Source organism: Aeromicrobium sp. Root495, assembly GCF_001426755.1.
Classification (GTDB): domain Bacteria; phylum Actinomycetota; class Actinomycetes; order Propionibacteriales; family Nocardioidaceae; genus Aeromicrobium.
On sequence record NZ_LMFJ01000001.1, the window covers coordinates 1,611,981 to 1,625,223 of the forward strand.

The window sequence follows — 13,243 nt, forward strand, 5'->3', positions numbered from 1 at the left end:
TCGGTCAGAGGGCGCAGGCGGGGGCGTCGGACACCGGGAGGGGTGCCGGGACGCCGAGCGAGGGCATGCCGAGCCCGACGCTGCGCACCTCGGTCCTGCCCTGGCGGGCCTCCCACGCGTCGCCTGCGCGCGTGCGCCGGTAGCCGACGGGCGGCAGGTCGCTCACGAGGTGGTGCGGCGCAGCATGCGTCACGGTGACCTCCACGACGTCGCCGGGACGGACCTCGTGGTGGCCCGGCACGAAGTGCACGAGGCGGTTGTCCTGCGCACGACCCGTCATCCGCGCGAGCTCGGCGTCCTTGCGACCACCCGTCTGGGCCTGGTCGGCCACCATGAGCTCGAGCGTGCGCCCCTCGAGGCGCTGGTTCTCCGCCCACGCCACCTCGGAGACGAGCGCGGCGAGACGCTCGTAGCGCTCCTGCACCACGGCCTTGGGCAGCTGGTCGGGCAGCGACGCTGCCGGTGTCCCCGGGCGCTTGGAGTACTGGAACGTGTAGGCGCTCGTGAAGCGCGCCTCGCGCACGACGTCGAGGGTGGCCTGGAAGTCCTCCTCGGTCTCCCCCGGGAACCCCACGATGATGTCGGTGGTGATGGCGGCGTCGGGCATGGCCTCGCGGACCCGCTCGATGATCCCGAGGTACTTCTCGCGGCGGTACGAGCGGCGCATGGCCTTGAGGACGGCGTCCGAGCCCGACTGCAGCGGCATGTGGAGCTGCGGCATGACGTTGGGCGTCTCGGCCATGGCCGCGATGACGTCGTCGGTGAAGTCCTTCGGGTGCGGGCTCGTGAAGCGCACCCGCTCGAGGCCGTCGATCTCGCCGCACGCCCGGAGCAGCTTGGCGAAGGCCTGCTTGTCCCCGAACTCCACGCCGTAGGCGTTCACGTTCTGGCCCAGCAGCGTGACCTCCGTGACGCCGTCGGCCACGAGCGCCTCGATCTCGGCCAGGATGTCGCCGGGGCGGCGGTCCTTCTCCTTGCCGCGCAACGCCGGGACGATGCAGAACGTGCAGGTGTTGTTGCACCCCACGCTGATCGAGACCCAGGCGGCGAAGACGGAGTCACGCTTGGTGGGCAGCGTGGAGGGGAAGACCTCGAGCGACTCGAGGATCTCGACCTGCGACTCCTCGGCGATGCGCGCCCGCTCCAGCAGCACCGGGAGCGACCCGATGTTGTGCGTCCCGAAGACGACGTCGACGTAGGGGGCCCGCTCGGTGATCGTGGTGCGGTCCTTCTGCGCCAGGCAGCCACCGACCGCGATCTGCATCCCCGGGTTCTTGGCCTTGATGCTCGCGACGTGACCGAGGTTGCCGTACAGCTTGTTGTCGGCGTTCTCGCGCACCGCGCACGTGTTGAACACGACGAGGTCGGGCGTCTCCTGCTGTGCCTGGTCCCACGCCGCGTAGCCGGCCGTCTCGAGCAGGCCCGAGAGCCGCTCGGAGTCGTGCACGTTCATCTGGCAGCCGTAGGTGCGCACTTCGTAGGTCTTCGTCATGACCTGGCAATCGTACGCGGCGGCTCGGGAGCCTCGTCCATCCGTCGATGGCTGGTCAAGACCTACGGCCTGTATCCACTAGGCTCGCGTCCTCCGGCGCTCGGGGTGAACACGGAGGCGCCGGCCGACACCCGTCCATCGATGAAAGAGGCACTCCCTCATGCGCACCTCCAAGCTGACTCTCGTCCCCGCCGCAGTCGCGGCCGCCGCCCTCCTGCTGTCCGGGTGTGGCGGCTCCGACGACTCGGAGAGCTCCACGAAGACCACCTCCGCCGCCCCCACGGAGGAGGCCACCACCGAGGCCACCGAGGCACCGGCGTCCAGCGGCGAGGTCGCCGTCACGGCCGACAAGATCACCGACGACAAGCTCGGGCACACCATCCAGGCCGAGGCCATCGTGCGGAGCTTCCCCTTCCCGGAGTCGATGTCGGCCGTGGAGGAGCGCGGCGACACCGAGCTCGTGCTCGTCAAGGTGAAGGCCACCGCTGCCGAGAAGTACTACGCCTCCGTCACGGGTGGAGACTTCCGGGTCGGTCCGAAGGACGCCGAGCTTCCGGCCACGCAGACGACGAGCACGGTCGAGACCGAGATGAAGGCCGCCGGCTATGAGCCGTTCGAGGACGTCAAGCCCGGCACCTCCGGCGAGGGCTGGGTGGCCTTCGCCGTCCGCGACGCCAGCGACCCGCTGTTCTTCACGTACAAGCGTCTGGCCTACAACGGCGGCGACATCCCCGAGAAGGAGTTCGTGGTCGAGCTGACGCCCAAGGGCTGAGCCCGATGGACAGGACGGCCCCGTGCGATCACCGCACGGGGCCGTCCTGCTGTCTCATGCGGTCGGAGCCGTGAGCTCCAGGGCGATGTTGTCGGGGTCGCGGAACTCCAGGATCGCGATGCCGGCGCCCCCGAGGTCCTTGATCCCCTCGTGAGCGACGCCCAGATCGTCGAGCACGGTGACGGCCTGCTCCAGAGCCGCGACGTCGACCACGGAGAAGCTCACGTGGTCCAGGCCGGCCCGGTCCTCGTGGAAGCGGTCCTCGTCGGGCGCCACAGGGCGCAGCCCCAACAGGCCCCCTCCGAAGGAGTAGATGACGCCGCCGAACAGGAAGGAGAGCTGCTCCTTGGTCTGCTCGTCGGCCTCGGCAGGCAGCTCGAACGCCACGTCGAAGCCGAACACCGCGTCGTAGAAGGCACGGGACCTCTCGATGTCGCTGACGGTGAGACGGACGTGGCTGTAGTCGGTGACGCTGACGGGCATGATGCTCCTCGGGTGGGCGGTCCTCCACCGTGTCACGGCATCAGGCAGTGCGCAGACCGAGCTGAGTCAGTGACCGACGACCCGGTCCACCAGGAGACGCGGCTCGTGGGCCGGCTCGTCCGGGACGGCGCGGTCCGGGAAGTCGAAGACCGCCAGGATCATCTGCATCGGGTACGTCGGCGACTGGTGGACGATCGACGTCACCACGCCGTCGACGAGGAACACGGTGCGGTCGTCGCGCCAGTCGACGGCATAGGTGTGCCACTCGGCGACGTCGAGCACGTGGTGGGGAGCGTCGAAGGCCTCCGTGAGGCCCGGGTCCCGGAACGCGTGGATCCCCTGCCCGACGGCTGCACCGTCGTCGCCGACGGTGTCGCCGAAGACCTCGAAGACGCAGATCTCACCGCAACGCTCCGGCTCGTCCTCGAGCCCTACGAGCCAGGCCGAAGCCATGGAGCGGTGGGACAGCTCCAGACGGGCGCGCACCTCGATGAGTCCGCGATGTGGGGCCCACCCGGTCCAGAAGGGCTGCTCCTCCCGGACGGTCTGGCCCTGAACGAACGGCTGCTGGCCCACGGTGCTGCCGACCGGGCCCGAGAAGCAGCCCGACTGGACCCCCGAGACGCGCAGGGGCTGGGCGTGGGTGTCGGGGCACCACAGGGGGTGCTCCGAGGGGATCGAGAGGACCAGCGCCGAGCCAGCCACGTCCCATGCCGCGGCGGACTCGGCCCGCGAGCTCCAGTGGGGCAGGTAGTGCGGCAGCCAGACCTCCGGGTCCAGCTGGTCGAAGTCGTCGTGGAACCGGCTCACGACCCGATCGTCCCCCAGCGGCATCGGGTCTGACCAGACCCGCCGAGCACTACTTCTTGGGGGTGACCCAGAGGTGGATGGTGCCTGCGACGGTCACGGTGCCGTCCTTGAGGGCGGCCTGGACCTTGACCTTCACGTCGGGCGCGCCGTCCCAGTCGGCCTGCGTCGTCTCGGCGGTGCAGTAGAGGTCGCCTGCGGACTTGGCCAGGTACTGGACGTCCATGCCCTTGGGCAGCCAGCGGTGGTCCGGCGGGCACGTGGCCTCGGCCAGCAGACCCATGGCGGCCTCCAGGCCGTTGCACGCGGCGATGGCGTGCACCGTGCCGATGTGGTTCTGCACCGAACGGCGCTTCGGCAGCTTGATGCGTGCGTGGTGCGGCTTCATCTCCTCCACCTGAAGGTGGATCGAGGAGAAGTACGGCGCCATCTGCCCGTAGAAGATCGAGAAGAGACGCTTGCCCTGGGGAAGCGACGTGATCTGCTTGTACCGCTCGAGAGTCGAGGCCATGACCAGAGTCTAGGGGGCGGCGGGACTCGATACTACCGGCGGGTAACCCATGGCCCTCGGCGTCGGCACCTAGGCTGGGGCCCGTGACCACCGAGCTCTCCATGACCGGGTACGCGTTGCTCGGCCTCCTCGTCTTCGACGCGCGCACGTCCGACGAGGGCATGACGGGGTACGAGCTCAAGCAGCGCGCCGACCTCACGCTCCGCTACTACTGGGTCTCCCCCGCCATGAGCCAGATCTACACCGAGCTGGACCGGCTCCACGGTCTCGACCTCGTGGAGGCGTTCGAGACGCACGAGGGCAAGCGTCGCTCGCGGCACTTCCGCGTCACCGAGCACGGCCGCGAGGAGCTGCACCGCTGGCTCCACACCCCGGCGGCGGAGGCGTTCCCCGTTCTCAAGCACCCCGTGGCGCTGCGCCTGCTCATGGGCGCCCTGAGCGATCCCGAGACCGTCGACTCCTGGCTCGCGGACTACCTCGAGCAGCTCGAGCGACACCGTGCCGACCTCCAGGGCGTCCGCGAGCTGCTGGCCGACCGCCACGAGGTGCGCTACCCGGCCCGCGTCGCTGAGTGGGGACTGTCGTACTACGACGCCGAGCGCGAGATCGTGGAGAAGCTCCGCACCGAGATCCGGTCAGAGCTCGACTGACGCCTCGAACCGCTCGCGGGGAGCCGTGCAGACGATCTCGGCGAAGTCGCTCGTCGGCAGCTGGATCCAGAGCCCCTGCGAGAAGCCGCACCGCCTCAGCACCCGCAGGGACCGACGGTTGCGTGCGTCCGCGAGCGCGACGAACCGCGGGGCGTCGGGGCACCGCGGCACAAGCACCTCTCGACAGAACGTCTCCACCATGACCGAGCCCCAGCCGCGTCCCAGCAGGCTCGGCTCGCCGAGCAGGTAGTCGAAGGCGACGGCCCGCGGGTCCTGCACCTTGACGGCGATGTCGTCGTCGGAGGCGACCGGGAAGTGCTGGAAGAACCCGACCGGCGCCTCGTCGAGCAGGGCGACCCACAGACGGACAGCGGTACGCCCCTCGAGGTGAGGACCGTACCGCTGCAGCGCCGTGTCGAGGTCGGGCACGAGGTCGGCGAACCATCGCAGCACATGAGGCTGGGAACGCCAGCGCACGACGTCGGGAAGATCGTCGTGCGCCAGGGGCCGAAAGCTCACCCGCACCATGGGCCGAGACTAGGCCGACTCCAGCGGGAAGGTCTCGGCCTCCAGCTCCTCGCGGACGACGTCGAAGGCCACCTGGGGTGCATAGCCCTTGCGCGCGAGCATCCCGGTGAGCCGACGGACCTGCACCGACGGATCGAGCCCCTGGACCGATCGCAGCTTGCGCTGCACGAGGCGGTGCGCTGCCTGGCGCTCCTCGTCGGGGTCGACGTCGACCAGGGCCGCGTCGATGAGCTCCTCGTCGACGCCCTTGCGGCGCAGCTCCATGCGCAGCACCGCCGAGGCCAGACCTTTGACCCGCTGACGCCCCTCCACCCAGTCGCGGGCGAAGGCTGCGTCGTCGACCAGGCCGGCGCGCTCGAACCGATCGAGCAGGCTCTCGGCGACCTCGGACGGCACGTGCTTCTTGGCCAGAGCCTCCATGAGCTCGGCCCGGCTGCGCGACCGGTCGGCCAGTCGTGCGTACACGACCGCCTTGCCCACGGACTCGGCGTCCTCGAGCGTGACGTCCTCCCGGTGGAGGGGTTCGGCTCCCACGATCAGAACTCGAGGTCCGTGACCGAGGCCAGCTCCTCGCTGTCGGCGGTCTCGTCGACCAGGTCGGCGCCGATGCCGAGGTGCTCCATGATGCGCTTCTCGAGCTCGACGGCGAGGTCGGGGTTGTCGGCCAGGAACTGACGGGCGTTCTCCTTGCCCTGCCCCAGCTGGTCGCCCTCGTACGTGTACCAGGCGCCGGCCTTGCGGACGAAGCCTGCGTCGACGCCGACGTCGATGAGGCTGCCCTCGCGGCTGATGCCCTTGCCGTACATGATGTCGAACTCGGCGACCTTGAACGGCGGCGCCATCTTGTTCTTGACGACCTTGACCTTGGTGCGGTTGCCGACCATGTCGGTGCCGTCCTTGAGCGTCTCGATACGACGGACGTCGAGGCGGATGGAGGCGTAGAACTTGAGCGCCTTGCCACCGGTGGTGGTCTCGGGCGAGCCGAACATGACGCCGATCTTCTCGCGCAACTGGTTGATGAAGATGGCCGTGGTGCCGGAGCCGTTGATGGCACCGGTCATCTTGCGCAGCGCCTGGCTCATGAGCCGGGCCTGGAGGCCGACGTGGCTGTCGCCCATCTCGCCGTCGATCTCGGCGCGGGGCACGAGGGCGGCCACGGAGTCGATGACGATGATGTCGAGGGCGCCGGAGCGGATCAGCATGTCGGCGATCTCGAGGGCCTGCTCACCGGAGTCGGGCTGGGAGATGAGAAGGGCGTCGGTGTCGACACCCAGCTTGCGGGCGTACTCCGGGTCGAGCGCGTGCTCGGCGTCGATGAAGGCGGCCACGCCGCCGGCGCGCTGGGCGTTGGCCACCGCGTGCAGGGCGACCGTGGTCTTGCCCGAGGACTCCGGACCGTAGATCTCCACGATGCGTCCGCGCGGGAGCCCGCCGATGCCGAGGGCAACGTCCAGCGAGGTGGCGCCGGTGGGGATGACGTCGATCTTGGTGCGGCCACGCTCGCCGAGACGCATGACGGCGCCCTTGCCGTGTGCGCGGTCGATCTGGGCGATGGCGTTCTCGATCGCCTTGGACTTGTCGGAGTCGTTCATCCCGGTGGGGATGGGAGCGAGGGGGGTCTTGGAAGCCATGTGGGCGGGTCCGTTTCTCTCGTTGAGTGGCCAGGCATCTTCGACGGTAGAAGGACCCTCAGACATTCATGGGCCTCGTCGACCCGCCTGTGGATGCCGTCCTCCTGCACGTCAACCTGTGGACGACAGTAGTACGAACAGGTGTTCGACCGGGGCGCGACACGCCGGTCCGGAGAGCTCGCTCAGCCGAGGGCCTGGATGGTCCTGAGCAGGTCCGGCCCCAGCGGCCGGTCGGCATGGATCACCCGGTCGGGACCCTCCATGGAGTGACCCGTCCACACGAGGTGCAGCCCGGCCTTCTCGCTCACTCGACCCGAGGCCGGGTTGGTGACGAGCGAGCGGGCCACGACGGGCCAGTCCGGGCTGTGCGCCTGCGCGGCCTCCACCGCCCGACGTGCCGCCGCCGAGGCCACCCCGCCGCCCCACACCGCCGTCGAGAGCCGGAAGCCCAGGTTCCACCAGCCGTCGTTCGGCATCACTCCGCTGTTGCCGACCACGGCGTCGTCGACCACCACGACCCAGCTGGACAGCCCGAGGCGGTCCCACCCCTCGACCCAGCGAAGCACTATGCGCCTCATGGCGTCACGCTCGGTGAACCGCGCCTCGGGAAGGTGCTCCCACGTGCCGGGGTCGGAGTAGATCTCGAAGAGCGGGTCGACGTCGTCGAGGGTGACGGGCCGCAGTCGGAACGCCGTCGGACTCATCGCTCGCGGGCGGGGAGCTCCAGGACCTCGTGCACCGCACGCCAGACGTGCTTGGGGTCCTCGCCTGCTTGCAACGCCTCGGCTGCCGTCCGGCTGCCGAGGCTGCTGATGGACTGCGAGGAGGCCCAGACCTGGGCGTACGCCTTGCCGAGGTGGAGCTCCATGCGCTCCCAGAACTCGCTGTGCCTCACGGAGCCACGCTCAGGCGGCCGAGGCCTCGACGTCGGCCGGCGCGATGGAGGAGATGCTGGCCAGGTCGGTGGCCTCCTCGATGGCGAGCAGGGCGCTGACGTCGGCCAGGACCTTGGAGAGCGGAACCTCGAGGGCAGCGGCGAGGGCGGCGAGCAGCTCGGAGCTGGGCTCCTTCTGGCCACGCTCGACCTCGGAGATGTATCCCAGGCTGACGCGGGCCTTGGCCGATACGTCTCGCAGGGTGAGTCCCTCGGCGATCCGGCGCGCGCGGAGCACCTCACCGACGAGCTGGCGCATCGTGGTCATGGTGTCCTCCGTCCTCTACCGGCCACACTACCGACGCTGTGTTCAACGTGGTGCGGGATCGTTCTGTTCCTCCACCCTAGCGACCAGTGCCGACAGGGCCGCGGCGACCGTCTGCTCGCGGACGGCGCGGCGGTCGCCCTCGAGGTGGAGGTCGATGACGCGGGAGCCGGCAGGACCCACCACGGCCACGAACACCGTGCCCACGGGCTTGCCCTCGCTGGGATCGGGTCCGGCCACCCCGGTGGTGGAGACGGCCCAGTCGGCGCCCAGCTCGCGGCGGGCCCCCAGGGCCATCTGCTCGGCGGTCAACCGGTCCACGGTCCCCCGCTCGGCCACGACGTCGGCCGCCACGCCCAGGACGTCGACCTTCACCTCCGGCGCGTAGGCCACCACTCCCCCGCGGACGACCGCGGACGCACCCGGCACGTCGACCAGGGCGGCACACAGCAGCCCACCGGTGAGCGACTCGGCCGTGGCCACGGTCTGACCGGCCAGGCGAAGCGCCTCGACCACCCTGGCGGCGCTCATGAGACCTTCTGCTCGGCCCTCAGTCGTCGGGCGTCGAAGACGTACTGCACGCCGGTGACCAGCGTGATGGCGACGGCGCCGGCCATGATGACGTGCGTGACCCACAGCAGGATGTTGCTCGCCGTGGAGTCCCAGAGCTCGAGCGGGAGCGAGTAGAACCCGAGGGCCGTGGCCTGCAGCGTGGTCTTGATGCGTCCGCCCTGGCTGGCCGGCATCACGCCGTACTTCTTGATGACGAACCGGAGCAGGGTGATGCCCCACTCCCGGACGAGCACCACGATCGTGACGGTCCAGAAGAGCCAGTGGTCGAAGATGATGGAGAGGCCGATGAAGGCCATGCCCGTGAGCGCCTTGTCGGCGATGGGGTCGGCGAGCTTGCCGAAGTCGGTGACGAGGTTGCGGCTGCGGGCGAGGTCGCCGTCGATGCGGTCGGTGATCATGAGCAGCGAGAACGCCACGAACGACCACACCCGCCACGACTCGTCGCCTCCGCCGTCGTGCAGGAGGATCCAGCCGTAGACGGGGACGCCGACGATGCGCAGCACCGTCAGGACGTTGGCGATGTTGTAGTTGCTGGGCACAGTGCCCGGCGCCTGCTCCATGTGAGCCTCTCGGACGCGGTCAGGACGTCTCAGTGTAAGCGGCACCCGGACGGCGACGGGCGAGCTGCACCTCTGCCTCCGCGGGCGACATGCTCGTGGCGAAGCCGAGAGGTGCCGTGAAGATGCGCTCCCCGGCCGGGCTGACCACCTTGACGCGGGGGTCGTGACGACCCTCGCGCCGCTCGACGCGCACGTCGGCCAGCTCGGTCCACAGCAGGCCCACCCACTGGTGTCCGTCGCGCAGCCGCACCCCGTGACCGTCGGCCACGAAGAGGGGCGTACGCCCGTCGCTGATGCCCGGGAGGGCGATGAGCCCCAGCAGCACCAGGACGGCGGCCGGTGCCCAGAGCACGACGTCGTCGCGGTCGTAGGCGAACCAGGCGAAGCCGGCCGCGAGCAGCAGCGGGACGATCGCGAAGAGCGCGTAGACCCACGTCCGGCGGTGGATCTCGAACGGGTCGTCGCCCGGCGCGTCGGGATCGACGGCCCACGGGTGACCGGGTGAGAGCTCCAGCGAGTCGCTCATCAGCCCACCTGGATGGTCGCGAGCACGTCCTCGAGCTCGTCGGGCTTGATCAGGACGTCGCGTGCCTTGGATCCCTCGCTGGGCCCCACGACGCCGCGGCTCTCCATGATGTCCATGAGGCGGCCGGCCTTGGCGAAGCCCACGCGGAGCTTGCGCTGCAGCATCGACGTGGAGCCGAACTGCGTGGTCACCACGAGCTCGACGGCCTGGATGACCAGGTCCATGTCGTCGCCGATGTCGTCGTCGATCTCGCGCTTGGCCTGCTGCGGCGCCGTGACGTCCTCGCGGTACTCCGGCTGCAGCTGGGTCTTGCAGTGCTCGACGATCTCCTGGATCTCCTGCTCGGTGATCCAGGCGCCCTGCATGCGCATCGACTTGTTGGCACCCATGGGCAGGAAGAGGCCGTCACCCTGGCCGACGAGCTTCTCGGCGCCGGGCTGGTCGAGGATGACGCGGCTGTCGGCGAGCGAGCTGGTGGCGAACGCCAGCCGGCTCGGCACGTTGGCCTTGATGAGGCCGGTCACGACGTCGACGCTGGGTCGCTGCGTGGCCAGGACCAGGTGGATGCCGGCCGCGCGGGCCAGCTGCGTGATGCGCACGATCGAGTCCTCGACGTCGCGCGGGGCGACCATCATGAGGTCGGCGAGCTCGTCGACCACCACGAGCAGGTACGGGTAGGGCGTGATGACGCGCTCGCTGAGCGGCGGCGCCTGCACCTTCCCCGCCCGGACGGCCTTGTTGAAGTCGTCGATGTGCTTGAAGCCGAAGTTGGCGAGGTCGTCGTAGCGCAGGTCCATCTCGCGCACGACCCACTGCAGCGCCTCGGCGGCCTTCTTGGGGTTGGTGATGATGGGCGTGATGAGGTGCGGGATGCCCTCGTAGGCCGTGAGTTCGACCCGCTTCGGGTCGACCATGATCATGCGGACCTCGTCGGGCGTGGAGCGCATGAGGATCGAGGAGATCATCGAGTTCACGAAGCTCGACTTGCCCGAGCCCGTGGCTCCGGCCACCAGGAGGTGCGGCATCTTGGCCAGGTTGGCCACGACGAAACCGCCCTCGACGTCCTTGCCGAGGCCGACCACCATGGGGTGGTGGTCGCTGCGGGCCTTGGCCGAGCGCAGGACGTCGCCGAGGCTCACCATCTCCTTGTCGAGGTTGGGGATCTCGACGCCGATGGCGGACTTGCCCGGGATGGGGCTCAGGATGCGGACCTCGTTGGAGGCCACGGCGTAGGAGATGTTCTTGCTGAGCGCGGTGACCTTCTCGACCTTGACGGCCGGGCCCAGCTCCACCTCGTAGCGGGTGACCGTGGGGCCACGCGTGTAGCCCGTCACCGTGGCGTCGATCTGGAACTGCTCGAGCACCTCGGTGAGCCGCTCGACGACCTCGTCCGACGCGGTGGAGCGAGCCTTGTGGGGCGTGCCCTCACGCAGCGCGGAGGAGTCCGGGAGCGTGTAGACGATGTCGCCGGACAGGGCCAGCTGCTCGGCGCGGACCGGCAGGGGCTCCATGGGCGGCAGCTCGACGTCGGCGGTGTCCTCGACGTCCTGCACCGGCTCGACGACGGGCTCGGGCGTGGGCCGCTTGCGACCCGGCTTGACGGGGACCTGGCGGTCCTCGTCGGGTCCGTCGACGAGCGGGTTCTCGAAGGGCTCGTCGACGACCTCGGGGGCCGTGCGGGGGTGGCGCTTGCGCGCGACCGGCGCGGCGGCCTGCTCGGCACCGGCCTCGGCCTCGGGCTTGCGTCCGAGCGCCATGTCGCGCAGCTCGGCGATGCGCACGGGGACCTCGTGCAGCGGCGTGGACGTGACGACGAGCAGCCCGAACGCGGCCACCAGGACGAGCAGCGGCGAGACGACGTAGGCCGAGTGCAGCAGGTCCATGGGGATGGCGGAGAAGAGGAAGCCGATCGCACCGCCGGCGTCGCGGACCTCGGCCATGTCGTCGGGGCGCGGGACGCCGTGCGAGATGTGCACGAGACCCAGCACGCCACCGCTCACGGCGAACCAGCCGACGGCCTGACGGCCGGCGGGACCGACCTCGGTGGGTCGGCGCAGGGTGCGCCAGGCGATGACGGCGAGGACGATGGGGACGGCCCACGCGAGCACTCCGACGGTGCTGGTGGTGGCCGTGCGGACGGCGTCGGTGACCGATCCGGGGAGCTGCCACCAGACCGAGGCGGCCGTGATGATGCCCAGGCCGAGGATCGCGAAGCCCACGCCGTCGCGGCGCTGCTCCGGCTCGAGGTCCTGGGCGGAGTGTCCGATGCTGCGGGCCACGGCGCCGGCGGCACCGGCCAGGCCGAGCCACATCGCCGTGGAGGCGCGCAGGAGCCCGCCCAGCACCACCATGAACGGTCCGGGACCGGTCCGCGGCGCAGGCTTGCGAGCCGCGGGCTTGCGCGCCGCAGGTCGCTTCTGGGCAGGACGCTTGGCGGCAGGGCGCTTGCGCGCAGCAGGCTTCTTCTTGGCCTGGCTGCCGGACGGCCGCTTGCGCGGCGGGGAAGTCGTTCGGGTCGCCATGGCGAAAGCCTAAAGGAGAGGTCGAGGTTTTGCGCCCTCCCACGCCCAACCTCATGCGTCACATCTGTCACGGCTGTGAACCACTCCCCTCGGCAACCTGACCCATACCTCGGGAAGGTTCCCGAGGTATGGGTCGGTTTGCCAACCCACCGTGGTAAACCGACGTCGGGGTCAGAGGGCGGGGGCGGACGCGCCGAGCGCCTGGTGGAAACGCGTCACGACGAGGGCGGCGATGCGCGGGTCGGGCGGGCCGCCGTCGAGCAGGGGCGCAGTCACGAGGTCGGCGCCGCAGTGACGCAGCATGTCGGCGTTGCGCCCGGGCGTGAGCAGGTACGAGGCCACCACGACCCGGCGCCCGTAGGCGCGGGCGATGTCGACGGCGTCGGTGAGGGGCGTGTCGCGGCCGCCCAGCGAGCCGATGTGGACGGGTCCGCCCCACACGGCGCTCACGAGCCGCCCGGCTCGGGAGTAGCCGTCGATGGCAGCACCGTCGTCGGAGCCGGCCACGCCGAGCACGATGGTGTCGGTCTTGCGTGCTCCCGCCTCGATCAGACGCTGCACGCAGATCTCGGCCAGCGCCCAGTCGGGTCCGAGGGCGGAAGCGACCACGAGACCGGGATCGCGCCGCTGGGCCACGGCGAGGGCCGCGGAGACGTCACTGCCGTCGGTGAGGGTCAACGGGACGGCCACGCGGACCGGAGGATGGGACTCGTCGGCAGCCAGCACGTCGACCGGGGTGTCCCGCACGTCGACGGACGGAGCATCTCGCCGGACGGCGTTGACCAGACCTCCGAGCGCGGCCCGCTCGGCCGGGTCCGAACGACCCGAGGAGCAGGCGAAGAGCACCTCCCCGAGGGACCTCGTCGTCACAGGGTCACACCTTCCAGCCCGAGCGAAGGGTCCCGACGGGTGTGTGGCCCGCAGGCTGCGTGCTCGACGCTCGTCCTGCGGGCCACCACCGGTTCCCACCGAGCCCGGCCCCGCGCCGA

General features: G+C 70.2%; 16 protein-coding genes and 1 pseudogene. 2 read left to right on the forward strand and 15 right to left on the reverse strand.

Annotated features, from left to right (window positions below):
* Positions 1-4: 4 nt before the first annotated feature.
* On the reverse strand, positions 5-1,492 hold the full coding sequence (gene miaB / locus ASD11_RS08040; protein WP_056285600.1) for a tRNA (N6-isopentenyl adenosine(37)-C2)-methylthiotransferase MiaB: 1,488 nt from the start codon (positions 1,490-1,492) through the stop codon (positions 5-7).
* A 160-nt stretch (positions 1,493-1,652) separates the two neighbouring features.
* Between miaB and ASD11_RS08045 the strand changes: the two genes are divergently transcribed.
* Positions 1,653-2,264: a hypothetical protein gene (locus tag ASD11_RS08045; RefSeq protein ID WP_056285603.1), complete on the forward strand. Its 612-nt coding sequence runs from the start codon at positions 1,653-1,655 to the stop codon at positions 2,262-2,264.
* Between the two features lie 54 nt (positions 2,265-2,318).
* Here ASD11_RS08045 and ASD11_RS08050 read toward each other — a convergent pair whose 3' ends face one another.
* The 3 genes from ASD11_RS08050 to ASD11_RS08060 form a co-directional block, all read right to left on the reverse strand.
* Positions 2,319-2,747 carry a VOC family protein gene (locus ASD11_RS08050; protein ID WP_056285606.1) on the reverse strand — a complete coding sequence of 143 codons (429 nt, stop codon included), beginning with the start codon at positions 2,745-2,747 and terminating at the stop codon, positions 2,319-2,321.
* Positions 2,748-2,813: 66 nt separating this feature from the next.
* On the reverse strand, positions 2,814-3,557 hold the full coding sequence (locus tag ASD11_RS08055) for a glycoside hydrolase family 16 protein (RefSeq protein ID WP_200940103.1): 744 nt from the start codon (positions 3,555-3,557) through the stop codon (positions 2,814-2,816).
* A gap of 49 nt (positions 3,558-3,606) precedes the next feature.
* Positions 3,607-4,065 carry a hotdog fold domain-containing protein gene (locus tag ASD11_RS08060; protein WP_056285608.1) on the reverse strand — a complete coding sequence of 153 codons (459 nt, stop codon included), beginning with the start codon at positions 4,063-4,065 and terminating at the stop codon, positions 3,607-3,609.
* 161 nt (positions 4,066-4,226) lie between these two features.
* On the opposite strand from ASD11_RS08060, the pseudogene ASD11_RS18925 reads away from it, so the two are divergent.
* Positions 4,227-4,409 (forward strand): annotated as a pseudogene (locus ASD11_RS18925) (helix-turn-helix transcriptional regulator); the annotation flags it as partial.
* A gap of 291 nt (positions 4,410-4,700) precedes the next feature.
* Here the strand turns inward: ASD11_RS18925 and ASD11_RS08070 are convergent.
* From ASD11_RS08070 to ASD11_RS08120, 11 genes are all read right to left on the reverse strand, one after another.
* On the reverse strand, positions 4,701-5,243 hold the full coding sequence (locus ASD11_RS08070) for a GNAT family N-acetyltransferase (protein ID WP_082554233.1): 543 nt from the start codon (positions 5,241-5,243) through the stop codon (positions 4,701-4,703).
* A 9-nt stretch (positions 5,244-5,252) separates the two neighbouring features.
* Positions 5,253-5,777 carry a regulatory protein RecX gene (locus ASD11_RS08075; RefSeq protein WP_235503273.1) on the reverse strand — a complete coding sequence of 175 codons (525 nt, stop codon included), beginning with the start codon at positions 5,775-5,777 and terminating at the stop codon, positions 5,253-5,255.
* A gap of 2 nt (positions 5,778-5,779) precedes the next feature.
* Positions 5,780-6,835, reverse strand: a complete 1,056-nt coding sequence (recA, locus tag ASD11_RS08080; protein ID WP_056288598.1) for a recombinase RecA — start codon at positions 6,833-6,835, stop codon at positions 5,780-5,782.
* Positions 6,836-7,056: 221 nt separating this feature from the next.
* Positions 7,057-7,578, reverse strand: a complete 522-nt coding sequence (locus ASD11_RS08085) for a GNAT family N-acetyltransferase (RefSeq protein ID WP_056285611.1) — start codon at positions 7,576-7,578, stop codon at positions 7,057-7,059.
* The gene (locus ASD11_RS08090; RefSeq protein WP_056285612.1) at positions 7,575-7,769 is read right to left on the reverse strand and encodes a DUF3046 domain-containing protein; all 195 of its coding nucleotides are present in this window, start codon (positions 7,767-7,769) and stop codon (positions 7,575-7,577) included. The genes ASD11_RS08085 and ASD11_RS08090 overlap by 4 nt, the downstream gene beginning before the upstream one ends.
* 10 nt (positions 7,770-7,779) lie before the next feature.
* The gene (locus ASD11_RS08095; RefSeq protein ID WP_056285613.1) at positions 7,780-8,076 is read right to left on the reverse strand and encodes a helix-turn-helix domain-containing protein; all 297 of its coding nucleotides are present in this window, start codon (positions 8,074-8,076) and stop codon (positions 7,780-7,782) included.
* A 42-nt stretch (positions 8,077-8,118) separates the two neighbouring features.
* Positions 8,119-8,604 (reverse strand): CinA family protein, encoded by a 486-nt coding sequence (locus tag ASD11_RS08100; protein ID WP_056285614.1) that lies wholly within the window; start codon positions 8,602-8,604, stop codon positions 8,119-8,121.
* Positions 8,601-9,206, reverse strand: coding sequence for a CDP-alcohol phosphatidyltransferase family protein (locus ASD11_RS08105; RefSeq protein WP_056285620.1), 606 nt, complete (start codon positions 9,204-9,206; stop codon positions 8,601-8,603). Before ASD11_RS08105 ends, ASD11_RS08100 begins: the two co-directional genes overlap by 4 nt.
* A 19-nt stretch (positions 9,207-9,225) precedes the next feature.
* Entirely contained in the window at positions 9,226-9,732 is a 507-nt protein-coding gene (locus ASD11_RS08110; protein ID WP_056285623.1) for a hypothetical protein, read from the reverse strand.
* Complete coding sequence (locus tag ASD11_RS08115) at positions 9,732-12,254, reverse strand: FtsK/SpoIIIE family DNA translocase (protein ID WP_200940104.1); 2,523 nt, start codon at positions 12,252-12,254, stop codon at positions 9,732-9,734. Before ASD11_RS08115 ends, ASD11_RS08110 begins: the two co-directional genes overlap by 1 nt.
* 171 nt (positions 12,255-12,425) lie before the next feature.
* Entirely contained in the window at positions 12,426-13,124 is a 699-nt protein-coding gene (locus ASD11_RS08120) for a sirohydrochlorin chelatase (protein WP_156464638.1), read from the reverse strand.
* Positions 13,125-13,243 lie beyond the last annotated feature (119 nt).